Annotated in this window: 24 protein-coding genes; 8 read left to right on the top strand and 16 right to left on the bottom strand. The window is 71.3% G+C overall.

Going from position 1 to position 24603, the window contains the following annotated elements; translation table 11 throughout:
- Positions 1–5: 5 nt before the first annotated feature.
- The 6 genes from HUW46_RS45135 to HUW46_RS45110 are packed head-to-tail and all read right to left on the bottom strand — an operon-like array spanning position 6 to position 5262.
- A complete protein-coding gene (locus tag HUW46_RS45135; protein ID WP_215544764.1) occupies positions 6–464 on the bottom strand; it encodes a tRNA (cytidine(34)-2'-O)-methyltransferase in 459 nt (152 codons plus the stop codon).
- Positions 464–886: an acyl-CoA thioesterase gene (locus HUW46_RS45130; protein WP_215544763.1), complete on the bottom strand. Its 423-nt coding sequence runs from the start codon at positions 884–886 to the stop codon at positions 464–466. Before HUW46_RS45130 ends, HUW46_RS45135 begins: the two co-directional genes overlap by 1 nt.
- Before the next feature lie 37 nt (positions 887–923).
- Positions 924–1868, bottom strand: a complete 945-nt coding sequence (locus HUW46_RS45125; RefSeq protein ID WP_215544762.1) for a TAXI family TRAP transporter solute-binding subunit — start codon at positions 1866–1868, stop codon at positions 924–926.
- 2 nt (positions 1869–1870) lie between these two features.
- Positions 1871–3262, bottom strand: coding sequence for a sensor histidine kinase (locus HUW46_RS45120; RefSeq protein ID WP_215544761.1), 1392 nt, complete (start codon positions 3260–3262; stop codon positions 1871–1873).
- Between the two features lies 1 nt (position 3263).
- Positions 3264–3923 (bottom strand): response regulator transcription factor, encoded by a 660-nt coding sequence (locus HUW46_RS45115; protein ID WP_215544760.1) that lies wholly within the window; start codon positions 3921–3923, stop codon positions 3264–3266.
- A gap of 4 nt (positions 3924–3927) precedes the next feature.
- Positions 3928–5262 (bottom strand): MFS transporter, encoded by a 1335-nt coding sequence (locus HUW46_RS45110; protein WP_215544759.1) that lies wholly within the window; start codon positions 5260–5262, stop codon positions 3928–3930.
- A gap of 190 nt (positions 5263–5452) precedes the next feature.
- Between HUW46_RS45110 and fabG the strand changes: the two genes are divergently transcribed.
- Positions 5453–6157 (top strand): beta-ketoacyl-ACP reductase, encoded by a 705-nt coding sequence (gene fabG / locus HUW46_RS45105; RefSeq protein ID WP_215544758.1) that lies wholly within the window; start codon positions 5453–5455, stop codon positions 6155–6157.
- 53 nt (positions 6158–6210) lie between these two features.
- Positions 6211–6978, top strand: coding sequence for an enoyl-ACP reductase FabI (gene fabI, locus HUW46_RS45100; protein ID WP_215544757.1), 768 nt, complete (start codon positions 6211–6213; stop codon positions 6976–6978).
- 56 nt (positions 6979–7034) lie between these two features.
- Here the strand turns inward: fabI and HUW46_RS45095 are convergent, their stop codons facing one another.
- The 4 genes from HUW46_RS45095 to HUW46_RS45080 form a co-directional block, all read right to left on the bottom strand.
- Positions 7035–7706 carry a hypothetical protein gene (locus HUW46_RS45095; protein WP_215544756.1) on the bottom strand — a complete coding sequence of 224 codons (672 nt, stop codon included), beginning with the start codon at positions 7704–7706 and terminating at the stop codon, positions 7035–7037.
- A 110-nt stretch (positions 7707–7816) separates the two neighbouring features.
- Positions 7817–8215 carry a nuclear transport factor 2 family protein gene (locus HUW46_RS45090; protein ID WP_215544755.1) on the bottom strand — a complete coding sequence of 133 codons (399 nt, stop codon included), beginning with the start codon at positions 8213–8215 and terminating at the stop codon, positions 7817–7819.
- Positions 8216–8249: 34 nt separating this feature from the next.
- Entirely contained in the window at positions 8250–9428 is a 1179-nt protein-coding gene (locus HUW46_RS45085) for a Cmx/CmrA family chloramphenicol efflux MFS transporter (protein WP_215544754.1), read from the bottom strand.
- 76 nt (positions 9429–9504) lie between these two features.
- The gene (locus HUW46_RS45080) at positions 9505–10092 is read right to left on the bottom strand and encodes a TetR/AcrR family transcriptional regulator (RefSeq protein ID WP_215544753.1); all 588 of its coding nucleotides are present in this window, start codon (positions 10090–10092) and stop codon (positions 9505–9507) included.
- 88 nt (positions 10093–10180) lie between these two features.
- Between HUW46_RS45080 and HUW46_RS45075 the strand changes: the two genes are divergently transcribed.
- A complete protein-coding gene (locus HUW46_RS45075) occupies positions 10181–11218 on the top strand; it encodes a ferrochelatase (RefSeq protein WP_215544752.1) in 1038 nt (345 codons plus the stop codon).
- 21 nt (positions 11219–11239) lie between these two features.
- On the opposite strand, the gene HUW46_RS45070 is transcribed toward HUW46_RS45075, so the two are convergent.
- Complete coding sequence (locus HUW46_RS45070; RefSeq protein WP_215550495.1) at positions 11240–12037, bottom strand: hypothetical protein; 798 nt, start codon at positions 12035–12037, stop codon at positions 11240–11242.
- Positions 12038–12137: 100 nt separating this feature from the next.
- On the opposite strand from HUW46_RS45070, the gene HUW46_RS45065 reads away from it, so the two are divergent.
- Positions 12138–13535 (top strand): sigma 54-interacting transcriptional regulator, encoded by a 1398-nt coding sequence (locus HUW46_RS45065; protein WP_215544751.1) that lies wholly within the window; start codon positions 12138–12140, stop codon positions 13533–13535.
- Entirely contained in the window at positions 13532–15490 is a 1959-nt protein-coding gene (locus HUW46_RS45060) for a VWA domain-containing protein (RefSeq protein ID WP_215544750.1), read from the top strand. The genes HUW46_RS45065 and HUW46_RS45060 overlap by 4 nt, the downstream gene beginning before the upstream one ends.
- Before the next feature lie 18 nt (positions 15491–15508).
- Here HUW46_RS45060 and HUW46_RS45055 read toward each other — a convergent pair whose 3' ends face one another.
- The 3 genes from HUW46_RS45055 to HUW46_RS45045 all read right to left on the bottom strand — a co-directional run bounded on the left by HUW46_RS45055 (position 15509) and on the right by HUW46_RS45045 (position 18396).
- A complete protein-coding gene (locus HUW46_RS45055; RefSeq protein ID WP_215544749.1) occupies positions 15509–15748 on the bottom strand; it encodes a hypothetical protein in 240 nt (79 codons plus the stop codon).
- A gap of 36 nt (positions 15749–15784) precedes the next feature.
- Positions 15785–16954 (bottom strand): S8 family peptidase, encoded by a 1170-nt coding sequence (locus HUW46_RS45050; RefSeq protein ID WP_215544748.1) that lies wholly within the window; start codon positions 16952–16954, stop codon positions 15785–15787.
- Positions 16955–17046: 92 nt separating this feature from the next.
- Complete coding sequence (locus tag HUW46_RS45045) at positions 17047–18396, bottom strand: cytochrome P450 (RefSeq protein WP_215544747.1); 1350 nt, start codon at positions 18394–18396, stop codon at positions 17047–17049.
- Positions 18397–18487: 91 nt separating this feature from the next.
- Between HUW46_RS45045 and HUW46_RS45040 the strand changes: the two genes are divergently transcribed.
- Together HUW46_RS45040 and mshC are read left to right on the top strand one after the other, a co-directional pair.
- Positions 18488–19084: a TetR/AcrR family transcriptional regulator gene (locus tag HUW46_RS45040; RefSeq protein ID WP_215544746.1), complete on the top strand. Its 597-nt coding sequence runs from the start codon at positions 18488–18490 to the stop codon at positions 19082–19084.
- A 58-nt stretch (positions 19085–19142) separates the two neighbouring features.
- The gene (gene mshC, locus HUW46_RS45035) at positions 19143–20378 is read left to right on the top strand and encodes a cysteine--1-D-myo-inosityl 2-amino-2-deoxy-alpha-D-glucopyranoside ligase (protein WP_215544745.1); all 1236 of its coding nucleotides are present in this window, start codon (positions 19143–19145) and stop codon (positions 20376–20378) included.
- Between the two features lie 614 nt (positions 20379–20992).
- Here mshC and HUW46_RS45030 read toward each other — a convergent pair.
- Positions 20993–22609, bottom strand: a complete 1617-nt coding sequence (locus HUW46_RS45030) for an ABC-F family ATP-binding cassette domain-containing protein (protein ID WP_215544744.1) — start codon at positions 22607–22609, stop codon at positions 20993–20995.
- Between the two features lie 207 nt (positions 22610–22816).
- Here HUW46_RS45030 and HUW46_RS45025 point away from each other — a divergent pair, with 207 nt between their 5' ends.
- A complete protein-coding gene (locus HUW46_RS45025) occupies positions 22817–23641 on the top strand; it encodes a metallophosphoesterase family protein (RefSeq protein ID WP_215544743.1) in 825 nt (274 codons plus the stop codon).
- A 9-nt stretch (positions 23642–23650) separates the two neighbouring features.
- Here the strand turns inward: HUW46_RS45025 and HUW46_RS45020 are convergent, their stop codons facing one another.
- Entirely contained in the window at positions 23651–24559 is a 909-nt protein-coding gene (locus tag HUW46_RS45020; protein WP_305859528.1) for a PAC2 family protein, read from the bottom strand.
- Positions 24560–24603: the final 44 nt, after the last annotated feature.

Below are 24603 nucleotides of genomic sequence, written 5' to 3'. Positions count from 1 at the left end.
GCCCGTCAGACCCGGAAACCGTGCTGGCGCCAGGCTTCGTAGACCGCGATCGACGCGGCGTTGGCCAGGTTGAGCGACCGCGAACCCGGTGCCATCGGCAGGAGCAGGCGGTCGGTGACCTCCGCCGCGTGCTGCACCGCGCGCGGCAGGCCGACGGACTCCTGCCCGAACAGCAGCACGTCACCGGGCCGGTAGGCGACGTCGGAGTAGTGGCGGGTCGCGGTCGTGCTGAACGCGTAGACGTTCGACGGCAGCAGCGCCAGCCAGGCGGCGTCGAGATCGGCGTGCACGGTGACCGGCGCGAGGTCGTGGTAATCGAGCCCGGCGCGCCGCAAGTGCTTGGCGTCGAGGGAAAACCCGAGCGGTTCGACGAGGTGCAGCTCGCTGCCGGTGTTCGCGGCGAGCCGGATCGCGTTCCCGGTGTTCTGCGGGATTTCCGGGCTGTGGAACAGGATCCTGAACATCAGTCCCTCGGCGGCGCGTACGCGACGAAGGCGTCCCGGATCTCCGCGGGCGGACGGGCCGGTTTCAGCGTCGCGGTGTCGACGAACACGTACCGGGTCTTCACCACGACGACCGTTTCGCCGTCGCGGGTGATCTCGAACTCGATGAGCAGCGACGTGGTGCCGACGTGCTCCACGCGGGCGGTCACGACGAGTTCGTCGTCGAAGCGGCTGGCGGCCAGGTAGCGGAGGTTCGCCTCGGCGACCACGACGTCGAAGCCGTCTTCGCGCATCTTGTCGTACGACCCGACCGCGGTCTTGATCATCTCGAACGAGGCCATGTCCGCGTAAGCGAGGTAGTGCGCGTTGAACACGATGCCCTGGCCGTCGCATTCGTGGTAGCGGACGCGCAGCGGCAGTTCGGCGATCGGCTTCCCGGTCATCGTTCCCCTTTCCCGTTCCGCTTCACCCTAGCCGGGGTCAACCGTGCAACTCGCGGTAGGCGCGGGCGGCGCCGGGGTGCAGGGGGACCGCGCCGGTGCCGATCAGCGTCCGCACGTCGAGGAACTGGGTGCCGACGGCCTGCGCGGGCACCAGGTCCGCGGCCCGGTTGACCAGGACCTCGGCGACCGCGGCGGCGATGTCGTCCGGCAGGCCGGGTCCCGCGACGATCAGGTTCGGCACCCCGATCGTGGTCAGCTCGCGCACCCCGGTGTACGCCCCGGCGGGCACCCGCACGGGTTCGTAGACGGGGCCGTACCGCGCGCGGAGCGCGGGGAGCGCGCTGTCGAGGGGGAGCAGCGCGAGCGGGACCGTTTTCGCGAGTTCGGCGAGCGCGGGCGTCGGCACGCCGCCCGACCAGAACAGCGCGTCGATCCGGTGGTCCCGCAGCGCGGCGGTCGCTTCGGCGAACAGCAGCCGTTCGGTCGCGACCGCGACCCCGGCTGCGGCGAGCAGCCGTTGCCCGGCGACCGCGGCCCCGGCGCCCGCCGCGCCCAGTGACACGCGGCGGCCGGCGAGTTCGGCGAGGGTGCTGATCCCGTCGTCGGCGCGGACCACGAGTTGCAGGTAGTTTTCGTAGACGCGGCCGAGCGCGCGCAGTGGTGCCGCGGCGGGGTAGGGCGGTTCCCCGAGCACGGCGGCCTGCCCGATGTCGCCGAGGGCCATGCCGAGATCGGCGGTGCCGTCGAGCACGCGCGTGACGTTCGCGACGCTGGCTTCGGTGGGCACGGCGGTGCAGCGCAGGCGCGGTTCGGCTTCGTTGACCTGTTTCGCGAGCACTTCGGCGAACGCGAGGTAGAAGCCGCCGCTTTCGCCCGCGGCGATGGTGAGCGCGCGGTCCGGCCCGCGGTACCGGGTCGGCGCGCAGCCCGCCAGCACGGCGGCGAGCCCGCCGAGCAGTGCCGTTCTCCGCTGGACGCTCATGATCATCCCCCCGGTGCCAGAGGGAGCGTGACGACGGCGGCGAGCCCGTGCGGATCGGCGCGGCGCAGTTCCAGCGCGCCGCCCCGGGAACCGACCTGGCGGTGCGCGATGGTCAGGCCGAGCCCGGTGCCGCGCGGCGCCCCTTCCCGTCGCGCGCGCCAGAACCGTTGGGTGGCAAGGGAAATCTCCTCGTCGGTCAGGCCGGGGCCGGTGTCGGCGACGGTCAGGGTCGCGGTGCCGTCGTCGGCCGTCCACCGCACGTGGATCTCGGCGCCCTCGCCCGCGTACGCGATGGCGTTGTCCAGGAGCACGTCCAGGATCTGCGCGAGCTCCGATTCGGGGCAGCGGACCAGCGCGGCGGGTCCCGGTTCGGCGGCGAGCCGGGTCTTCGCTCGTTCGGCGGCGGGGAGCCAGGCGTCGATCCGTTCCGCGACAACGGTTTCGAGCGCGCTCGGTTCCTCGGCGTGGTCACCGGCGGCGAGCCTGGTCGCCGTGCTGTCCGCGATCGCGAGCGTCAGCAGACCGTCCAAAAGGGACTCCAGGCGGTCCACTTCGGTGACGGCGGCGTGGTACCCGGCCTGGCCCCGCTCGGCGACGGACGGGGCGAGCGAGTCCATCCGCAGGCGCAGCGCCGCCATCGGGTTGCGGAGCTGATGGGAGGCGTCGGCGACCAGCCTGCGCTGCTGTTCCGACGCCGCGACCACGGCGTCGGACATGCGGTTGAACGCCGTGGTCAGCGACCGCAGCTCGCGCGGCCCCGCGGTCGCGGGCAGCTCGGCGTGCTTGCCTTCGCTGACCGCGCGCACCCCGCCTTCCAGTTCGTGCAGCGGCCGCAGGATCCAGCGGGCGAGCAGCACGGCGAGGACCACGAACACCATCGCGGCGAGCAGCGCGCCCGCGCCGATCGCCGACCACCAGGTGGCGACGTCGGCCGCGGCGCTGGCGACCGAGGCGCGCAGGAGCACCACGCCCGCGACCCTCGTGCCGCTGCCGACCGGGCGTGCGAACAGCACCGGATCGGACGACCACGGCCGCACCGATGCCACCGCGGGCCCGGTTTCGTTGCGCAGCGCGGCTTCCGCCCGTGCCGAAACATCGGGCTGGGTAAGGGAAAGCCCGCCAGCCTCGGCCAGCACGCGGCGGCGCGCGTCGATGACGAGCACGCCCTCGGAGTACACCTCGGCGTAGCGGTGGGCCTCCGCGGAGAGCGCGGCCGCGTCGGCGGAGTCCGAGGCCTGCTGCGCCAGCACCACGAACCGGTCGACGTCGGCGTTGCGCGCGATCACGAGCCGCTGGGTCCGTTGCTCGGCGGTGGTGCCCAGCAACGGGAAGGCGAACCCGGCGACCGCCGCGAGCACGACCGCGACCAGCACGACCAGCAGCCGTGTGCGCATGTCAGCGGCCCAGCCGGTAACCGAACCCGCGCACGGTGCCGAGCAGGCCGGGCCGGTCGAGCTTCGCGCGCAGCCAGGTGAGGTGGACGTCGAGCGAGCGCGACACCGCGAGGTGCGCGTCGCCCCACACCTCGTCCATGAGCTGCTGCCTGCTCACCGCGGTCCCCGGCCGGACCGCGAGCACCGCGAGGATGGCGAACTCCTTGGCGGTCAAGGTGATCTCCTCGCCCGCGGCGAACACCCGGTGCGCGGCCAGGTCGATCTCGAGGTCTTCGACGTGCACCACGTCCGGCTGCGGTTCGTCCCCGGCCCCGGCCCGCCGCGCGACGGCGTCCATCCGCGCGAGCAGTTCGGCCAAGCGGACCGGTTTCGCGAGGTAGTCGTCCGCGCCGAGCCGGAGGCCGCGCACGGTGGACCGCTCGTCGTCGCGCGCGGTGAGCACCAGCACCGGGACCGCCGAGACCTGGCGGATCTTGCGGAGCACGTCGAGCCCGTCGGCGTCGGGCAGGCCGAGATCGAGCAGGAGCAGATCGGCCTCGTGGTGCTTGCCGAGCGCGTCGGCGCCACGGGTGACCCTCGTGACCGCGTGCCCGCGCACACCGAGCGCTTCGGACAGCGCGCCCGCGACACCATCGTCGTCTTCGACGAGCAGCACGCGCACGCTCTTACTCCGCTTCGGCCTTCTTCTCGAGCTCGGAACTCTTGGACGTTTCGCGCATTGTGCCGTACACGATCAGCGAAACCAGGATGCAACCCGCGACGTACCAGAAGAACACCGTTTCGTGGCCCGCCTTCTTCAGCGCCTGCGCGATGAGCTCCGCGGTGCCGCCGAAGATCGCGACGGTGAGCGCGTAGGGCAGGCCGACCCCGATCGCGCGGATCTTCGTCGGGAACAGCTCCGCCTTCACGATCGCGTTGATCGAGGTGTACCCGGTGACGATCACCAGCGCGCCGAGCATGAGCAGGAACGCGACGAACGGGTTCTTGGTGCCCGCCATCAGGGTCATGATCGGCACCGTCAGCAGCGTGCCCGCGACGCCGAAGAAGATCAGCATCGGGCGGCGGCCGATCCGGTCCGACAGCCTGCCCGCGATCGGCTGCAGGATCGCGAACGCGAGCAGCGCGAAGAACAGGATCCAGGTGACCGTCTTGCGCGGGATGCCGGAGGTGACTTCGAGGAACTTCTGAGAGTAGGTGGCGTAGGTGTAGAAGGCGACCGTGCCGCCGAGCGTCAGCCCGACGACGAGCAGGACCTCCTTCGGGTACTTGACCAGTGCCCGCACGGTGCCGCGTTCGCCCGCGTTCTTCCCGGTCGCGGCGCCGCCTTCGCTCGCCCGTTCGTAGCTTTCGGACTCGTCCATGCTGCGCCGCAGCCACATCACCGCGACCGCGGCGACCGCGCCGACGACGAACGCGATTCGCCAGCCCCACGAGTTCATCTGCGCTTCGGTGAGCACGTTCTGCAGGATCAGCTGCAGGCCGAGGGCGAGGAGCTGCCCGCCGACGAGCGTCACGTACTGGAAGCTGGAGTAGAACCCGCGCTTGCCCGGCGTGGCCACTTCGGACAGGTAGGTCGCCGAGGTCGAGTACTCGCCGCCGACGCTGAGGCCCTGCAGCAGGCGGGCCAGCACGAGCAGGATCGGCGCGGCGACGCCGATCGTGGCGTAGCCGGGCGTGACCGCGATCAGCAGCGAGCCGAACGCCATCATCGACACCGAGGCGACCAGCGCGGTCCGCCTGCCGAACCGGTCCGCGAACCGGCCGAGCAGCCAGCCGCCGAGCGGGCGCATCAGGAACCCGACGGCGAACACCGCGGCGGTGTTGAGGAACTGGGCGGTGGCGTCACCACCGGGGAAGAAAGCCTTGGCGAAGTAGGTCGTGAACGCCGCGTAGGCGTACCAGTCGTACCACTCGATCAGGTTCCCGAGCGAGCCGCGCAGCACATTGCCGATCACCCGCCGCTCGCTGACGCGCTTCGCGTCCGCTGTCCCGGTTGTCATCCTTGACCTCCTGTGTCTCGGGTCACCGTGGCCACTGGGGCGGTTCCGCGCAAGGTGGCGGCCGACTTCCTAACGTCCGTTTAGGAAACTCGCGGTTACCTCGCGGTAGGGGCGGCGCAGGTGCGGAGGGCCGTGAGGTGACCAGATAACCTCACCTCCGTCAACAGCGACAGCGCAGCGAGGGAGAATCGTGGGACGGTCCGTTCTGGTCACCGGCGGCAACCGAGGAATCGGGCTCGAGATCGCGCGGGGCCTCGCCGAGCAGGGGCACGACGTGGCCGTGACGCACCGGGGCTCCGGCGCGCCAGACGGGTTGTTCGGCGTCCAGGCCGACGTCACCGACAGCGAGCAGATCGACGCCGCGTTCAAGCAGGTCGAGGAGCACCAGGGCCCGGTCGAGGTGCTGGTGTCGAACGCGGGCATCACCGACGACACGCTCCTGATGCGGATGAGCGAGGACCAGTTCACCCGCGTGGTCGACGCGAACCTCACCGGCGCGTACCGGGTCGCCAAGCGCGCCTCGCGCGGCATGCTGAAGGCGCGCTGGGGCCGGTTCATCTTCATCTCGTCGGTGGTCGGGCTCTCCGGCGGCGCGGGCCAGGTGAACTACGCGGCCAGCAAGGCGGGCCTGGTCGGCGTCGCGCGCTCGCTGGCGCGCGAGCTCGGCGGCCGCAACATCACCGCCAACGTGATCGCGCCGGGGTTCGTCGTCACCGACATGACCGAGGCGCTGAGCGAGGACCAGCGCGCCAAGGTGCTGGCGCAGATCCCCGCGGGCCGGTACGCCGAGCCCGCCGAGATCGCGGGCACCGTCGGCTTCCTCGCCTCGGACCAGGCCGCCTACATCAACGGCGCGGTGATCCCCGTCGACGGCGGCCTCGGCATGGGCCACTGATCCCGTTCCCCGGCAAGACTTTCCCGAAACCGAACCTGAACCATGGAGGACCGTTGCCCGGATTGCTCGAAGGCAAGCGACTGCTGATCACCGGCATCATCACGGACGCGTCGCTCGCGTTCCACGCCGCGAAGATGGCGCAGGAGCAGGGCGCGAAGGTGGTGCTGACCGGGTTCGGCAGGCTGTCGCTGGTCGAACGCATCGCCAAACGGCTGCCGGAGCCCGCGCCGGTGCTGGAGCTGGACGTGCAGAACCAGGAGCAGCTCGACTCGCTCGCGGGCCGCGTGCGCGAGCACGTCGACGGGCTCGACGGCGTGCTGCACTCGATCGGCTTCGCGCCGCAGACCTGCCTCGGCGCGCCGTTCATGGACGCCCCCAGCGCCGACGTGTCGACCGCGGTCGACGTGTCCGCGTTCTCGTTCAAGGCGCTCGCGCAGGCGACCCTGCCGCTGCTGGAAGGCGGCGGTTCGATCGTCGGCATGGACTTCGACGCGCGCGTGGCGTGGCCGGCCTACAACTGGATGGGCGTGGCGAAGGCGGCGCTGGAATCGGTGAACCGGTACCTGGCGCGCGATCTCGGGCCGAAGGGCATCCGGGTGAACCTGGTCAGCGCCGGCCCGATGAAGACCATGGCCGCGAAGTCCATTCCCGGTTTCATGGAGCTGGAAGAGGGCTGGAACGACCGCGCGCCGCTCGGCTGGGACAGCACGGACCCGATCCCGACCGCGAAGGCCGTGTGCGTCGCGCTGTCCGACTGGCTGCCCGCGACCACCGGGTCGATGATCATGGTCGACGGCGGGGTGCACGCGCTCGGCATCTGATCTCCGCACCGAAAAAGGGGCTCCTTTCCCGGCCGGGAAAGGAGCCCCTTTTTCGGTCACCACTGCTGCGGTGGCTGCTGCTGGTTCGGTGGCTGCTGGTACTGCTGCGGTTGCTGGTACGGGTACTGCTGCTGTGCGTACCCGGGAGCCCCGCCCGGCGGAACCCCGAAGGATCCGAGCTGGGTTCCCTGCGCGGTCTTCTTGCCCCACGCGCACCAGCGCCCGGTGACCGGGAGCAGCGAGAGCACCAGCGCGGCGATCGCCGGGGACAGCACGGCGAACAACATGCCCGCGTTGCGCCCGGCGCTCGTCGGGCCCGCGATCACCGAGACGTTGCCGACGAGCGAGATGAGCTTGCTGAACACGATGATGGCCACCACGATGCGCACGGCGCTGCCCGCCGCGACGAGCCAGCGCCCGATCGGCTTGCGCAGGAACAGCAGGATCCCGCCGGGGAGCAGCGTGACGACTTCGGCCACCGACGTGATCGCCTCCAGCCAGACGATCCATTTGAGATCGGAAATCAGATCGAGTGCGCGCTCGCCGAGCGAAGAGAAGTCGTTGAGAGCGCGGATCAAGCCGAAGACCGCGCCGATGCAGGCGAGGACGCCCGCGGTGATCGCGGCGCCGCCGTTCGGCGGTTTCTCGCCGAGGCTGCTGCTCCCACCGGGATACGGCGGCGGTGCGGCAGGGTACTGGCCCTGCGGCGGCGGTGGCGGAAACGTCATCGGAACCTTCTTCGTCGTTTTTGTCGGGGTCGGCCGATCCAACCAGCAAGCGTACGAGGGCGCTCGTGACGTGACTACACCGCAACCCGGTTTTCACCGGCCGGACCCGCTCAGGGCAGCACGGCCTTCGCGACCCGCCAGCTGTCCTCGAACATCACGTACCGCGTGATGCGCCCGTTTTCGATCGTCATCTCGATGGCGAACGGGGTTTCGATCACTTTCCCGGTGGCCCGGACCACCGAACGCAGGTGCCCGATCGTCACCGCGTGCGGGCCGTCGACGAGTACGCGCTCGATTTCGAACAACTGCCGGTCGAGGTATTCCTCCAATTCCGCGAAGCACGCGCCCGCCTCGCTCGCGGTGTGGCGCTTCCCGATCCAGGGCACGATTTCGGTGGCGCCGGGAATGTCCCACGCCACGTCGTCGGCGAAGAGCGCGGTGACGCCGGGGAGGTCCCGTTCGGCCAGCAGGCGGTGGAACTCGGTCGCCACGGCACGGGTGTCGGTCATGGGTTTTTCCTTCCGGTGGGGGATTTCCCGGTCGTCAGCTGAAGACCGGTTCGGGCCGCGGGGAGCGGGTGCGGTGGAGCGCGACCGCGAAGGTGAGTGCGGCGACGGTGAGCGCGCCGAGCCCGGCGCTGACCCAGGCGACGCTCGGATAGCCGAGGCCCGCGCTGATGCTGAGCCCGCCGAACCAGGGGCCAGCGGTGTTGCCGACGTTGAACGCCGAGGTCGTGCTGGCGCCGACGAACGTGGGCGCTTCGTCACCGGCTTCGGCGAACGCGCGCACGTTGAGCGCCGGGTTGATGGCGAACGCGGCGAACCCGAACACGAACACCGCGGCGACCGCGACCGGGGTGGCGGAACCGGCGGAGGCGAGCACGATCATGGCCGCCAGCGCCAGCCCGATTCCGCCGTACAGCACGGCGAACGGCCGCGCGTCCGCGAGCTTGCCGCCCGCGGTGATCCCGGCGATGGCGCCGATGCCGAACAGCGCGAGCACGAGCGGGACCGCGTTTTCCGGCAGGCCGTTGGTTTCGACGAGCAGCGGCGCGAGATAGCTGAAGGTGGCGAAGGTCATCGCCTGCGACAGCGCGATGACGCCAAGCGCGAGCCAGACGCGGCCGCGCCGGTAGAGCCGGAGTTCGGTGCGCAGGCTCGGCCGTTCGCCGTCGGGCCGGGTGTCGGGCACGAGCGCGAACACGGCCACGAGCGCCGCGAACGAAAGCGCCGCCACGGCCCAGAAGGCGGCGCGCCAGCCCGCGTGCTGCCCGAGGAAGGTCCCCGCGGGCACCCCGGCGACGTTGGCGACGGTCAGCCCGCCGACGAGCACCGCGAGCGCGCGGCCGCGGCGGTCCTTCGGCACGAGCGATACCGCGGTGGCGGCGGCGACCGCCCAGAACCCGGCGCACGCGACCGCGCTGACCACTCGCGTCGCGAACAGCACCGCGTAGCCGGGGGTCAGCGCGCCCACCACGTGCGCGAGCCCGAAGACGCCGAGCAGGGCGATGAGCGTGGCACGGCGGGGGAGCCGCAGGGTCGCCGCGGCGAGCAGCGGCGCGCCGACCACCATGCCCGCGGCGAAGGCGGAGATCAGCAGTCCCGCGGCGGGGATGCCGACCGCGAGATCGGCGGCCATGCCGGGGAGCAGGCCGGTGATCATGAACTCGGAGGTGCCGAGTGCGAAGACGCAGAGTCCGAGCACGGCGATCGCCAGTGGCACGGCGGGTTCCTCTCAATCTAGATAGGTCAGTCCAAAATTAGAGCGCGGCGATTTCCCTTGACGGTGGCCGAAGGGGTCAGGTGCGCGGGCGCAGCGCGTCGACGGCGATGTCGGCGACCACGCGCATTTCCGGTTCGCCCGCGCCGCGGCGGGACATGATCCGCAGCCCGCTCACCGTGGCGTAGACGAACTGCGCGAGATCGGCCGCCGCCCGGCGCCGGTCGATCGTGCCGTCCGCCTGTCCGGCGCGGATGTGCTCGGCGAGCAGGGCGAGGTGCCCTTCGGCGTCCGTCCGCATCGCCGAGCGGACCGCTTCGTCGCGGTCGCCGAATTCGGCCGCGGCGTTCACCATGAGGCAGCCGCGGCCGCCGTTGGCGCGTTCCTCGGAAACGGTGCCGTCGAGCATCGCGCGAACGCGGTCGAGGCCCGTTTCGCCGCTGTCGAGCAGTTCGGCCCGCGTGTGCAGCCCGATCGCCCGGTACCGGGTGAGCGCGCGCTCGAAGAGGGCGTGCTTGCTCTTGAACGTGTTGTAGACGCTGCTGCGGCCGAGTCCGGTCGCCTCGCACAAGTCCTGTGTGGAGGTTGCCTCGTACCCGTTGTCCCAGAACGCGTTCATCGCGCTCTCGACGGCGCGCTCCTCGTCGAACTCCTTCGGCCTTGCCATGGTACAACCGTAGCACGGTTTTGGATCGTTCAGTGCAATACATGGGCCGGTGCCGCGTGCGCCGTGCCACAGGGGCAGGATGGTGCGGGTGAGTTACGACGCCGTGCTGTGGCTTTCGTTCGGCGGCCCCGAGGGGCCCGACGATGTGATGCCGTTCCTCGAGAACGTCACGCGGGGCAGGGGAGTCCCGCGCGAGCGGCTCGAAGAGGTCGCTCAGCACTACCAGCACTTCGGCGGCGTCTCGCCGATCAACGAGCTCAACCGCAATGCCATCGCGGCGGTCGAGAAGGAACTGCGCGCACAGGGTCTCGATCTGCCCGTCTACTTCGGCAACCGCAACTGGGAACCGATGGTGGAACAGACCCTCGCCGCGATGAAGGCCGACGGCGTCCGGCGCGCGCTGGTGTTCCCGACGAGCGCCTACGGCGGCTATTCGGCGTGCCGTCAGTACGACGAGGACATCGAACGGGCCCGCGCCGCTGTCGGCGAAGGCGCGCCGGAACTGGTGAAGCTGCGCCAGTTCTTCGACCACCCGCTGTTCGTCGGCACCTTCGCCGACGGGCTGCGGGCCGCCCGCGACGGCTTGGAGAACGCGCGCACGGTGTTCTGCGCGCACTCGGTTCCGGTGAGCGCCGACCGTGCTGCGGGCCCGCCGTCCGAAGGCGGGCACCGGTACTCGAAGCAGATCGCCGAAGCCGCGCGGCTCGTCGCCGCCGAAGCCGGTGTCGAAACCTACGACGTGGTGTGGCAGTCCCGATCCGGTCCGCCGCAGGTGCCGTGGCTCGAGCCGGACATCGTCGACCACATCGACGCGATCCACGCCGACGGCGCGCGCTCGGTCGTGGTGTGCCCGGTCGGCTTCGTTTCCGATCACCTCGAGGTGATCTGGGACCTCGACAACGAGGCGGCCGAGCGCGCCGCCGAACTCGGCATGGGCTTCGCGCGGGTCGCCACGCCCGGTACCGACCCGCGATTCGCGGAACTGGTCGTGGAACTGGTGCGCGAGCACGTTTCCGGCGCACCGGCGCGCAAGCTCTCGGACTTCCCCGCGGCGGGCTGCACCGTCAACGGCGCGCCCTGCGCGACCGCCTGCTGCGAACCCGCGAAACGCCCCGCGACGCGCTAACTCCAAGCATGCCGGACACCGCTACGGCGTCAGGTCTCCCTGGTCGGCGAAGGCGCGCGCGGCTTCGTTGACGGCGGAGCAGCGCGCGGTGCGGACGGCTTCGGCGAGCGGTCGCAGCGCGTCCGCGCGCTGGATCGCCGCGGACGCCGAGAGCGCGCCGCCCGGTTCGTCGCCCTGCGCCAGCGCGAGGATCGCGCCGACCTCTTCGGCCCGTTGCAGCACCCGCAACGAGCGGCCGGGGGTTCCGGCAGGCCAGGACAGCTCGGGACGGGCGCGCAGCCGGGCGGACAGCTCCGCCCGCACACCGGTGCGTTCGCTGGCGACGTCGAGGGCTTGCAGGGCGCCCGCGCTGTCGCGGATGGCGTCGGTCAGCGCGTGTTCGGCCTCGCCGATCCCGCTCGACGGCGGCGGCGCGCTGTCGCCACCGGCGTGCACGGTCCAGCGCACGAGCCCTTCGGCGATCGCCTGCGGTACCGCGCCGAACCCGGTGCCGGTGAACACCACCGCCTCGCCCGCGCGCACCGCGGCCTCGCCGAACGGGCCGGGCCCGCCGAGACCGCGCACGTCGCCGGGCACCGGGAGCACCAGCACCGCGCCGGTCGCGCTCCTCGCCCGCAGCGCGGCGAGCAGGGCCGCCGGTCCCGCGGGCAGGTTCCCGGTCAGCGGGAGGTCGAACGCGGCCGCGGCCGCGTCGTCGCCCGCCACGACTTCGTGGTCCTCGCCCCAGGCCTGCAGGGCGTCCAGCGCGTCGTCGGACGCGGCGGCGCCGTGCAGCCAGGCGGAGGCCCACACCGCGAGGGTCGCACTCGAACAGCACACGGAGATCCAGAGTACGTGTCCCGGCGCCGTCGCGGGACACGGCCCGCCCTGGAGCTGGTCCACGTCGACGCATGGTTTTCGGCGCAGTAGCGTCGTAACGGTGAACTCCGTACCCGCACACCTTCCCCGCACACTGGGGGAGCTCCGCGCGGCGGACTACCGCCCGCGCGGGGTCAAGCAAGAAATCCACGAAAACCTCCTTGCCGCGCTGCGCGCGGGACGGGATCCCTGGCCGGGCATCGTCGGGTTCTCCCGCACGGTCGTCCCGCAGCTCGAACGGGCACTGCTCGCGGGGCACGACGTCGTGCTGCTCGGCGAACGAGGCCAGGGCAAGACGCGCCTGCTGCGCACCCTCGCCGGCCTGCTCGACGAGTGGACGCCGGTGATCGAAGGCAGCGAACTGGCCGAGCACCCGCTCGCCCCGATCACGCCCGCTTCGCTGCGCCGGGTCGCCGAACTCGGTGACGCGCTGCCCGTCGGCTGGGCGCACCGGAGCGAGCGCTACACCGAAAAGCTCGCCACCCCGGACACCTCCGTCGGCGATCTCATCGGCGACGTCGACCCGGTCAAGGTCGCCGAGGGCCGCAGCCTCGGTGATCCCGAGACCATCCACTTCGGACTCGTGCCGCGCGCGCACCGCGGCATCGTCGCGATCAACGAGCTGCCGGACCTCGCCGAGCGGATCCAGGTCGCGCTGCTGAACGTGATGGAGGAGCGCGACATCCAGGTCCGCGGCTACACCCTGCGGCTGCCGCTGGACGTGCTGATGGTGGCCACCGCGAACCCGGAGGACTACACCAACCGCGGCCGGATCATCACCCCGCTCAAGGACCGCTTCGGCGCGGAGATCCGCACGCACTACCCGCTCGACGTAGCCGCCGAGGTGGACGTCGTCCGGCAGGAATCGGATCTCGTCGCCGAAGTCGGCGAGCCGTTGCTGGAGGTGCTGGCGCGGTTCGTCCGCAACCTGCGCGGCGCTCCGGTGATCGACCAGCGCTCCGGGGTGTCGGCGCGGTTCGCGGTCGCCGCGGCGGAAACCGTGGCCGCGGCGGCGTTGCGGCGCTCGGCGCTGACGGGGGAGGAGCCCGCGGTCGCGCGGCCGGTCGACCTCGACGCGGTGCCGTCGGTGCTGCGCGGCAAGCTCGAGTTCGAGCCGGGCGAGGAAGGGCGCGAAACCGAGCACCTCGTGCACCTGCTGCGCAGGGCGATCGCCGAGACCGCGCGCGATCGGTTCGCCGGGCTGGACCTGCGGCCGCTGGTGGAGGCGGTCGCCGACGGGCACCTCGTCGCGACCGGGGAACGCGTGCCCGGCAAGGAACTGCTCGAATCGCTGCCGGAGCTCCCGGTGCTGCACGAGGTCGCGCAGCGCGCGGGCGTGTCCTCGGACGAGCCCGCCGGGCGGATCGCCGCCGCCGTCGAACTGGCGCTGGAATCGCTCTACCTGGCGCGGCAGCTGGCGAAGGACACCGACGACGCGACGACGGTGTACGGGCCGTGAGCTCGCTTCCCGAGGGCTACTCGTACGGGCCGTGGCACGACGGGCCGGACCCGCTCGCGCCTCCGGTCGACCTGCGTGCCGCGATGGACGAGATCGGCCAGGACGTGCTCGGCGGCGCGTCACCGCGGTCCGCGCTGGAGGAGGTGCTCCGCCGCGGCACGCGCGACACGGCGGGGCTCGACGAGCTGACGCGGCGGATCTGGCAGCGCCGCTCGGAAATCCAGCGCAGGCACAACCTCGACGGCACGCTCGCCGAGGTGCGCCGCCTGCTCGACGAAGCGCTCGAAGCGGAACGCCGCGAACTGTTCCCCGATCCGGCGGACGACGCGCGCTTCCGCGAGGCCGAGTTGGACGCGTTGCCGTCGGGAACCGCGTCCGCGGTCAGGGAACTGGCCGAGTACGAGTGGCGTTCCGGGCAGGGGCGCGAGAACTACGAGCGGATCCAGGAGCTGCTCGGCAAGGAACTCCTGGAATCGCGGTTCCAGGGCATGAAGGACGCGCTCGAGAACGCGGGTCCCGAGGACGTCGAGCGGATCAACCAGATGCTCGCCGATCTCAACGTCCTGCTCAACGCGCACGCGCAGGGGTTCGACGACATCGGCGAGCGGTTCGCCGAGTTCATGCGCCGCCACGGCGAATTCTTCCCGGAGAACCCGAAAACCGTCGACGAGCTGATCGACGTGCTCGCCGCGCGCTCGGCGGCGGCGCAGCGGATGCTCAACTCGATGACCCAGGAGCAACGCGACGAGCTGGCCGCGTTGTCGCAGCAGGCCTTCGGCGATTCGAGGCTCGCCCAGCAGCTGTCCACTTTGGACCAGCAGTTGCGCTCTCTGCGGCCGGGCGAGGACTGGTCCTCCTCGGGGAGGTTCCGCGGGAACGAACCGCTCGGCCTCGGCGAGGGTGCGCAGGCGATGGCCGATCTGGCGGAGCTCGACGCGCTGGCGGAGCAGCTCGGCCAGTCCTATCCCGGTGCGCGCCTGGAGGACATCGATCTCGAAGCGCTGGAGCGCCAGCTCGGCGACGAAGCCGGGGTCGACGCGCGACGACTGTCCGAATTGGAGCGTGAGCTGCGGGCCCAAGGCCTGTTCGAGCGCGCGCCGGATGGATCGCTTCGCTTGTCTCCCAAGGCTTTGCGACGTCTCGGTGAGACCGCGCTCAAGGACGTGGTGGAGGCGTTGCGGGGCAAGGCCGGCGAGCGCGAGACCGAGTCCGCTGGCGCGGCCGGTGAGCCGACGGGGTCGAGCAGGCCGTGGCGGTTCGGGGACATGCAGCCGTGGGAGGTGTCCAGGACGGTGCGCAACGCGGTGCTGCGCACGGCGTCGGCGGACGGGACCGCGGTGCGTCTCGATGTGTCCGATGTGGAGGTCACCGAGATCGAGCACCGCTCGCGGGCGGCGGTGGCTCTGCTGGTGGACACGTCGTGGTCGATGGTCGCGGAGGGCAGGTGGCTGCCGATGAAGCGCACCGCGCTCGCGCTGCACCAGCTGGTCACCACCCGGTTCCGCACCGACGCGCTGCAGCTGATCACCTTCGGCAGGCACGCGGTACCGGTGGATCTCGCGGAGCTGGTCGGCCTCGACGGCACGTGGGAGCAAGGCACCAACGCCCACCACGCGCTGCTGCTGGCGGGGCGGCACCTGCGGCGGCACCCGGACGCGCAGCCGGTGGTGCTGATGGTGACCGACGGCGAGCCGACCGCGCACCTGGAACCGGACGGCAGCGCGCACTTCGAATACCCGCCCGCGCCGAGGACGATCCACCGGACGGTGGCCGAGCTCGACCGGCTGGCCAAGCTCGGCGCCGCCTTCACGGTGTTCCGGCTCGGTGACGAGTCGCGGCTCAACGCCTTCGTCGATCTGCTGGCCCGCCGCTCCGGCGGCCGGGTGGTGGCGCCGGACCTCGACGGCCTCGGCGCCGCCGTGGTCGACGACTACCTGCGGACCCGGCGCCGCTGAGGAGTTACCGCGGTGCGATCACTGCGGTTCGCCCTCCGGCGGCAGCTGGTAGAGCGCTTCCAGTTCCACGTCGGCCACGCCCGGCACCGCGCGGAGGCTGGTGAGCGTGCTCGACCCCATCGTGCCGGTGACGGCGCCGATGGGGTCGAGCACCTGGTTCACGGTCATGCCAGCCGAGCGCAGGCCGGCCACGACCTCGGACAGGGACGCGAGGGACTCGTCCCGCACGGAAACGACGACCTTCCAATCACGCTGCATCGCGATCCTCCTCGCACCCAAGGAATATCGGCCGTGCTACGGAGCCTGCACCAGCCCCGCACCGCTGTCCACCGCGGCGAGCGCGAGCCTGCGCGCGTGCTGGGTCAGCCGTGCCCACAGCTCCCAGCCGCGTGAGCCGTACTGCTGCGCGGTCAGCGCCGCGATGCCCGCCGCGTGCGGGGTGGCCATGCTGGTGCCGCTGATCGTGTTGTACCGCTTCGGCATGGGCCAGCTCGAGTAGACGTCCACGCCGGGCCCGACGAGGTCGACCGCGCCGATGTCGTCCACGGTGCCGCACGAGAAGTCCGCGATCGCGCCCGCGGAGTCGATCGCGCCGATCGCCATGATCGACGGGCAGTTCGCCGGGTGGCCCACCGGCGCCACGAGCCCTTCGGAGCGCTTGCTTTCGTTGCCCGCGGCCGCGACCACGAGCGTGCCGCGTTCCATCGCGCGCTGGGCGACCTGTTCGAACGTCTTGGAATACGGCTGGCCCGCCTGGGTCGGCGCGCCGAGCGACATCGACACGACCGCGCAGCCGTTGCTGATCGCCCACGAGATCCCGGCGAGGATGCCGCCGTCCGAGCCGGAGCCTTCGTTGCTGAGCACCTTGCCCGCGTATATCTCGGCCTGGTGGGCGATCCCGTAGCCCGGTTTCGTCTCGGGGGTGCGCGGCCCGCAGGACGTGCCGATGCAGTGGGTGCCGTGCCCGTGGCCGTCCTTCGCGTCCTCGCCGTCCACGAACGAACTGGTGATCACCTGGCGCCCGGCGAAGTCGGGGTGCTCGGCGTCGAACCCGGTGTCGAGCACGGCGACGCGGACGCCCGCCCCGGTCGCCGCGCTGTTGGCGGCGTTGACGGCTTGCAGGCCCCAGGTGAGTTCGCCGTCTTCGGCGGCGGGTGCCGCCTTGTCTTCGATCGCGAACACGGTGCGTTCGGCTTCCACCGAGGAAATCGGCCCGTCGCTTTCCGCCGCCGTGGTCAGTGCCGCGTACTGGTCTTCGTCCGCGCTCACCAGCGCGACGCCGAGCTGGTGGAACAGCAGGCCACCGTCGGTGCCGAGCAGCTGCGCCGTCGAGGCGCCCGCGAGCTCGGCCGTGCTGGTCGTGCGGAGGCCCGCGGCGTTGGTGATCGCCCGCGCTCCGAGCGCGGCCGCGTTGTGTTCGAGCAGAATCAGGTACCGGCCGGTCGTACCCGCCGCTTCCGTCATGGCGCACCTTCTTCGCTGGAGGATGGGACTCTTCCAGGATCGAAGAAGCCAAGCCGTTATGTAACCGAAGTCACATCACTCTTCGATATCAGTTAACTCCGCCGGGTGATGATTATTCGCGCGCCCTTGGCGGGCACCATGGTGATGTTCCTGGCCTTCGCGCCTTCGGGGCGTGGCCGGTCGGTGCCGAGCCGGAACGCCGAAAGCACCGCGCGCAACACGATCGTCGCTTCCATGAGCGAGAACCCGGCGCCGAGGCAGCGCCGCACGCCGCCGCCGAACGGGAACCAGGTCCCGGTCGCGGGACCGCCGTCGAGGAACCGTTCCGGGCGGAACTCGTGCGGCGCGTCGTGGTGCGCGCCGTCGCCCTGGACGAGCGCGATCGACGGCATCACGGTGTGCCCGGCGGGGATCCGGTAGCCGCCGATTTCGATGTCCTCGGTGAGCCTGCGGGCGACCTCGGAGATCACCGGGTGCAGCCGCATCGCCTCCTTCACCACGGCTTCCAGGTGCTTTTCGTCGCCGGAATCCGCGGCGCGTTCGGCGGCGGCGAGCCGCACCGGATTCCGCACCAGTTCGTGGAAGGACCACGCGAGCGCGGTCGCCGTCGTCTCGTGCCCGGCGAGCAGCAGCGTGACGAGCTGGTCGCGCAGCTCGGCGTCCGAGAGCCGATCGTCCTCGGCGGGCACGGTCAGCAGGCGGGAGAGCACGTCGCCGCGTTCGCCGAGATCGGGGGCGGCACGGCGCTCGGCGATCTCGGCGTAGATGAGTTCGTCGGCGCGCCGCTGCGCCTCCGCGTTGCGCCGCCACGGCCCGAAGCGCTGCAGTTTCGGGTTGTGCCAGCCGAAGATGTCCAGCGGTCCGATGTCGACGGTGATGCGGAGCAGCCTGCGCAGCTCGTCGAGACGCGGGCCGTCGCTCACCCCGAACACGACCCGAAGGATGATTTCGAGTGTCAGCGCGTTCATCCTGGCGTGCGAGGAGAAGGCGCGCCGCTCCGGCCAGCGCGCGGTCTCGGCCTCGGCCAGCTCGGTGACGAGATCGCGGTAGCCGCGCAGCGCCGAGCCGTGGAACGCGGGCATCAGCAGCTTCCTGGCCCGCAGGTGCACGTCCTCGTCGGTCAGCAGCACCGAGTGCTGGCCCATCACCGGCTTGAGGATCATGTTCCCCTCGCCCGCGTGGAAGATCGACGCCGGTCCGCCGAACACCGCCTTGATGTGGTCGAGATCGGCGAGCTGGACCACGTGGCGCTCGGGGTAGATCCGCAGCCGGACGACGTCGCCGTAGCGGCGGCGCAGCACCGGCATGAGCTTGTGCCGGTAGGTCCCGAACAGCACCGTCTGCACGGCGATCGGCCAGTTCGGGCCGGGCGCGGCCGGTGCGGACGGCGACGGTTCGAGCGACAGGGCGGGGCGCGGGCTTGGCGGTGCGTCGGCGGTCATCGACGGGCCTCCCTGGCCGGGGCGGTCTGATGCCTGCGTTTATACGCCCGTGTAAACGGGTTTGTCCAGGCGCGGCGCTAGGCTTCCCGGCGTGAGCCATCGCGAAGACCTCCTTGCGGCAGCCCGGAAACTGCTGGAGGAAAAGGGGTACGCCCGGATCACCGCGCGCGATCTCGTTGCCGAGTCCGGGACCAATCTCGGGTCCATCGCGTACCACTTCGGCACCAAGGAGGGCCTGCTCAACCACACGATCGGCGAGGTGTTCGAGGAGTGGACCGACCAGCTCGCCCAGGTCGCGATGGCCGATCCCGCCGCGCTCCCGATCGAACGCGGCCGGGTCACCTGGACGACGATGCTGGAAAACCTGTCCAGCAGGCGCGCGCTGCTGCTGTCCTATGTGGAGGCACTGGCCCAGGCGGAGCGGACCGTCTCGCTCCGCGAGCAGTTCGCCGAGCAGTACCGGCGCTGCCGCACCCGGGTCGCGGAGCTCGCGGCGCGGTCGCTCGGCAACGGGTGGGGGCCCGAAGACCGGCGTTGCCTCGCGGTGGCGAGCTTCGTGATCGCGGTGTGCGACGGGCTGTCCGTGCAGTGGCTCCTGCACCCCGGCGACGCGCCGACCGGTGACGAGCTGAGCGAGGGGCTCGCGGCGATGTGGGCGGCGTCGTACCCCGTGCCGGACGGGCCGTGAGCCGCGCGATCCCACCGGGCGGGACGGCGTGAGAAGATGACCACTTAGGCTGGGTGGTATGAAGACTTGGTCCTCGATCCCGGTGGCGCGCGTGCCGGGGACGCCACGCCCGCTGCGGCTGTTCGACACCGCGAGCGGGCAGCTCCGGCCCACCGCGCCCGGCGCGACGGCGCGCATGTACGTCTGCGGCATCACGCCCTACGACGCCACGCATCTCGGTCACGCGGCCACCTACCTGGCTTTCGACCTGGTGCACCGGCTCTGGCTCGACGCCGGGCACGAGGTGCACTACGTGCAGAACGTGACCGACGTCGACGAGCCGCTCCTGGAGCGCGCCGAGCGCGACCAGGACGACTGGGTCGTGCTGGCGATGCGGGAGACCGCGCTGTTCCGCGAGGACATGGAGGCGCTCCGGGTGGTGCCGCCGCGCGAGTTCGTCGGCGCGGTGGAGAGCATCCCGGAGATCGTCGAAGTGATCGGCAAGCTGCTCGCCGACGGCGCGGCCTACCGGGTCGACGACGAGCAGCACCCCGACATCTACTTCGACCGGTCCGCGACCGGCCGGTTCGGCTACGAGTCCGGCTACGACGCCGAAACCATGGCCAAGTTCTTCGCCGAGCGCGGCGGTGACCCCGACCGGCCGGGCAAGCGCGACCCGCTCGACGCGCTGCTGTGGCGCAGCGCCAGGCCGGGGGAGCCGTCGTGGGAGTCCGAGCTCGGCGCGGGCAGGCCCGGCTGGCACATCGAGTGCAGCGCGATCGCGGTCAACCGGCTGGGAATGGCCTTCGACGTTCAGGGCGGCGGCTCGGACCTCGCATTCCCGCACCACGAATACAGCGCCGCGCACGCCGAAGCGCTCACCAACGAGCACCCCTTCGCACGCCACTACGTGCACGCCGGGATGATCGGCTACGACGGCGAGAAGATGTCGAAGTCGCGCGGCAACCTGGTGTTCGTTTCGAAGCTGCGCGCGGAAGGCGTCGATCCCGGCGCGATCCGGCTCGCCCTGTTCGCCGGCCACTACCGCGAGGACCGCCCGTGGACGGCGGCGCTGCTCGCCGAGGCCGAAGCACGGCTCGCGCGCTGGCGCGCGGCCGTGGCGCGGGACGCGGGCCCGTCGGCGGAGGAAGCCATCGCACGGCTGCGCGACCACCTCGCCGACGACCTCGACACCCCGAAGGCGCTCGCCGCCGTGGACGCGTGGGCGGCCGAAGCCGTGCGCGGCGGCAGTGACGAAACCGCGCCCGCGCTCGTCCGCGACGCGGTGGACGCCCTGCTCGGCATCGAACTGTGACCACTGTGGACGGTGGGCGCGCCCACCGTCCACAGTGCACTCCGCGCGAGCTTTCCCGAAGAGGCGGGTATCCCCGAAGGCCACCTTCGGGGACTCTGGCGCCACTTTCCCGGCCCTCGCGGGCGCGCGGGCCGGGCTGCCCATGCCCCGAAAGATGCTCCTATAGAGATCGAGTGGGGTGGCTGGTCCCCGCCTTTGCCTGCCCCCGAGCGCGGCTTCGGGGGATCTGGTGCCGCGAACTCCGTCCTCGTCGTTACTCCTGCTGCCGAAGCGGGTTCGCATGTGCCCCGAAAGTGACGTTCAGGGCATCTACCGTCCCGAAGGCCACTTTCGGGGCATGAGGGTTCGTGCCGGTCGAGTGTGCGAGGGGTGCGATTGCGGCGTCTAACGCCCCGAAGGCCACCTTCGGGGCATCGCGAGAACCCCGCCGAGGCAACAGAATCCTTTACCAGGGCCGAATTCGGGGCGCTCAAGTCCCCGAAGGTGGCCTTCGGGGACTAAGTTCCGCCACTGACTTCGCGGCACCACCGTGACACGCGCCCGACCTCGCTGTGACTTCAGGGCAGGCGCCGGTCGCGCGGCGACCGCCTGCGGAATTCACTTGTCGGCTGGCACTATGCGCCGACTTCCTTGCCGTCGGCCAGTTCCAGCCTGTCGTGTGTCCATTCGCGACGGAGCCAGCGGTCGTGCGAGGCGATGACCACGGCGCCCGGCGCGTCGTCGAGCGCGTCGAACAGTTCCTCCGCCAGCGTCAGCGAGAGGTGGTTCGTCGGCTCGTCCAGTAGCAGCACGTCCGGCGGAGTGGCGAGCAGGACCGCCAGTGCCAGCCGCCTGCGCTGGCCCACCGACAGCGATCCGACGGGCCGCCCGATGTCCCGCGACGCGAGCAGCCCGAGCTTGCCCAGCCCCGGCGCGTCCTCGCCCGCGGCGTCGAAGTACACCCGTTGGGCCGTCTTCGCCGGGTCGGCGAATTCGACGTCCTGCTCCAGCAAACCGACCCGGAGCCCGCTCGCGCGGTGGACGCGCCCGCCGTGCGGTGCCAGCCGTCCCGCGAGCACGGACAGCAGCGTCGACTTCCCGGCGCCGTTCCCGCCCGTCACGAGCAGCCGCGCGCCGCTTTCGAGATCGAGCCGGTCGATCGCGAGGCGGCCGGGAACCCGCACTTCCCGCAACGACACCGCGAGCGTGCCCTCGTCCGGCGCCCCGGTGAGCCGCCCGGAGAACGTCAACGGAGACGGCGGGCGCCGCACCTGGTCCCGTTCCAGCTCGTCGAGCCGCAGCTGGGCGTTGCGGACCCGGCGCGAGATCTGCTTCTGCACCCTCCCGGTCTTGAAGTCGTACAACATCTTCGCGTTGTCCCGCTGGGGCCGGTTGTGCGCCACGGCGCGAGCCGTGGTGGCCACCGCGTCGCGCAGTTCCTTCAGCTCGTCCTGCTCCTCGGCGTAGCGCTGCGCCCATCTCGCGCGTTCGGCGGCCTTGTGCCCCAGGTAGGCGGTGTACGCGCCGCCGTAGCGGGTCGGGCCGCCGAGCGCGGGATCGATGTCCACGATGTCCGTGCACACCGCGTCGAGGAACACGCGGTCGTGCGAGGACAGCACGACCACCCCGTCCAGCCCGGCGAGGTGCTGTTCGAGGAAGTCCATCGCCGCGTCGTCGAGGTGGTTCGTCGGCTCGTCGAGCAGCAGCGTCCTCGGCTTCCTGATCAGCAGCGCGGCCAGCCCGAGCCGCGAGCGCTGCCCGCCGGAGAGGGTGCCGAGCGCGCGGTCCGGCGCGACACCGGACAGGCCGAGCCCGTCGCAGACGAGCTTCGCCCTGCGGTCGGCGTCCCACAGGTCGTGCGCCTGCGCCCAGTCGAGCACCGCGCCGTACCGGTCGAGCACCGCGCGGTCGCCCGGATCGACCGCCATCGCCTCGGCGAGCCGGTCCAGCTCGGCGGCCATGGCGCGGGTCTCGGCGAGCGCGTCGTCGAGCACGGCGGCGAGCGTGGCCGTACCGGGAAACGGCAGCTCCTGCAAGAGGAACCCGGAGTCGGGATCCCGCGTGACGGTGCCTGCCTGCGGTGTTTCGACACCGGCGAGCAGGCGCAGGAGCGTGGACTTCCCGATCCCGTTCTCGCCGACGAGCCCGACGCGCTGGCCGGCGGAGGCGAGGAAGTCCACGCCGTCGAAAACGACGCGATCGCCGTAAGCGAACGCGAGATCGGTCGCTTGGAGGGAAAGAAAACCTGACATGGGGCAGCACCGAACCTTGGGTGGTGGGAGAAGCCCGCCGGGCGTGCTGACCGGGAGCGGGGCTCGACCGGTCGCCTCGGGCGCGGGCTGGGTTCGGGTCAGTTCCTCATGATGCGACGACTCTAACGCAACAGAAGTTGGATTTGCAAGGGAGTGGTGTCGGGGAAGTCTCGGGTACGCCCGCCTGTCACTCGTTACGGTGTAAGGGTGCCAAGCCTTTTCGCCACCAGCGACCTCCACGTCACGCACGAGGGCAACGAGCCCATCGTGGACACCATCCAGCCCGAATCGCCGGAGGACTGGCTCCTGGTGGCCGGTGATGTCGCCGAGAGGGTGAGCGCGGTCGTCTCGACGCTGGAGAAGCTCAAGAGCCGGTTCGCCGAGGTGGTCTGGGTGCCGGGCAACCACGAGCTGTGGACGACCCCGAAGGACGAGGTGCAGCTCAAGGGCCAGGCCAGGTACGACCATCTCGTGACGCGATGCCGTGAACTGGGCGTGCGGACCCCGGAGGACGAGTTCCTGGTGTGGGAGCACGGCGAAATCCCGATCACCATCGCACCGCTGTTCCTGCTCTACGACTACAGCTGGCGCACCCCGCAGGCCGCCGACGTGTCGCTCGCCGACGCGCTCGCGCAGGCGAAGGACGCGGGCGTGGTGTGCACCGACGAGTACTTCCTGCACCCGGACCCGTACCCGAGCCGCCAGGACTGGTGCGCCGACCGGCTCAAGACCAGCGAGCAGCGGCTCGCCGCGATCCCCGAGCACCACCGGACCGTGCTGATGTCGCACTGGCCGCTGCACCGGCACCCGACCGAGCCGCTGTACTGGCCCGAGTTCGCGATGTGGTGCGGCACCACGGAAACCGCCGACTGGCACCTGCGCTACCGCGCCGAGGTCGCCGTCTACGGGCACCTGCACATCCCGCGCTCGACCAAGGCCGACGGCGTCCGCTTCGAAGAGGTCTCGCTCGGCTACCCCCGTGAATGGCGCAAGCGGACCCGCGGCGCCGTCGCCCTGCGCAAGATCTTCTGACCCCGGCGCTCAGCTCAGGGTGTCGGGGCCGTCCTGCCCGGGGCGCCGCCGCCGCAGGTAGCGCTCGAACTCGGCGGCGATCTTGTCGCCGCTGCCCTCGTCGACGGTGAGTTCGGGCTCCTCCTCGCGCTCTTCGAGCGAGCGGACGTACTCGGCGATCTCGTCGTCCTCGTCGGCCATCTCGGTGACCGTGCGCTCCCACTCCTCGGCCTGCTCCGGCAGCGCCCCGAGCGGGATCTCCACGTCGAGCACGTCTTCGAGCTTGTGCAGCAGCGCGAGCGTGGCCTTCGGGGACGGCGGGTGCGACACGTAGTGCGGCACCGCGGCCCAGATCGAGACCGCCGGGATGCCAGCCTGGACGCAGGCGTCCTGCAGGATCCCGACGATCCCGCTCGGGCCCTGGTACCGGTTGCGCTCCAGGCCGAACCGCGCCGCGGCCGCCGCGTCGTAGGCGGTCCCGGTGACCGGCACGGACCGGGTGTGCGGGGTGTCCGCGAGCAGCGCGCCGAGCGTGACGACGGTCGTCACGCCCAGCTGGTCCATGTACTCGAGCAGTTCGGCGCAGAACGCGCGCCAGCGCATGTTGGGCTCCGGGCCCTGGACGAGCACGACGTCGCGGTCGAAACCGTCCGGGCGGCACACCGACAGGCGGGTCGTCGGCCATTCGATCCGGCGCGTCACCCCGTCCACCATGCGGACGTTCGGGCGGCTGACCTGGAAGTCGTAGTACTCGTCGGGGCTGAGCTCGGCCAGCGGGGTCGCGTCCCAGTTCAGCTGGAGGTGCTCCACCGCCCTGCTGGCCGCGTCACCTGCGTCGTTCCAGCCTTCGAAGGCCACCACCATGACCGGCTGGGGTGTGGCGTCCCGTTCCTCGGGAGCGGGTTCGGGCTGTCGGGTCTCGTCGGCTGGGTCACTCACTGGACCAGCCTACGACCCGGCGGCCGGTGCGCGGTCCGTAGCCT

It is taken from the genome of Amycolatopsis sp. CA-230715 (assembly GCF_018736145.1).
GTDB lineage: Bacteria > Actinomycetota > Actinomycetes > Mycobacteriales > Pseudonocardiaceae > Amycolatopsis.
The sequence above is the reverse complement of the archived record's forward strand: the minus strand, read 5'-3'. Positions and strand labels throughout refer to the sequence as shown.

Excerpts from the sequence above, each read along its gene's own strand:
- HUW46_RS45135 (WP_215544764.1), bottom strand. The coding sequence starts at position 464 with ATGTTCAGGATCCTGTTCCACAGCCCGGAAATCCCGCAGAACACCGGG.
- HUW46_RS45130 (WP_215544763.1), bottom strand. The coding sequence starts at position 886 with ATGACCGGGAAGCCGATCGCCGAACTGCCGCTGCGCGTCCGCTACCAC.
- HUW46_RS45125 (WP_215544762.1), bottom strand. The coding sequence starts at position 1,868 with ATGAGCGTCCAGCGGAGAACGGCACTGCTCGGCGGGCTCGCCGCCGTG.
- HUW46_RS45120 (WP_215544761.1), bottom strand. The coding sequence starts at position 3,262 with ATGCGCACACGGCTGCTGGTCGTGCTGGTCGCGGTCGTGCTCGCGGCG.
- HUW46_RS45110 (WP_215544759.1), bottom strand. The coding sequence starts at position 5,262 with ATGACAACCGGGACAGCGGACGCGAAGCGCGTCAGCGAGCGGCGGGTG.
- HUW46_RS45095 (WP_215544756.1), bottom strand. The coding sequence starts at position 7,706 with ATGACGTTTCCGCCACCGCCGCCGCAGGGCCAGTACCCTGCCGCACCG.
- HUW46_RS45090 (WP_215544755.1), bottom strand. The coding sequence starts at position 8,215 with ATGACCGACACCCGTGCCGTGGCGACCGAGTTCCACCGCCTGCTGGCC.
- HUW46_RS45080 (WP_215544753.1), bottom strand. The coding sequence starts at position 10,092 with ATGGCAAGGCCGAAGGAGTTCGACGAGGAGCGCGCCGTCGAGAGCGCG.
- HUW46_RS45055 (WP_215544749.1), bottom strand. The coding sequence starts at position 15,748 with ATGCAGCGTGATTGGAAGGTCGTCGTTTCCGTGCGGGACGAGTCCCTC.
- HUW46_RS45050 (WP_215544748.1), bottom strand. The coding sequence starts at position 16,954 with ATGACGGAAGCGGCGGGTACGACCGGCCGGTACCTGATTCTGCTCGAA.
- HUW46_RS45045 (WP_215544747.1), bottom strand. The coding sequence starts at position 18,396 with ATGACCGCCGACGCACCGCCAAGCCCGCGCCCCGCCCTGTCGCTCGAA.
- mshC (WP_215544745.1), top strand. The coding sequence starts at position 19,143 with ATGAAGACTTGGTCCTCGATCCCGGTGGCGCGCGTGCCGGGGACGCCA.
- HUW46_RS45030 (WP_215544744.1), bottom strand. The coding sequence starts at position 22,609 with ATGTCAGGTTTTCTTTCCCTCCAAGCGACCGATCTCGCGTTCGCTTAC.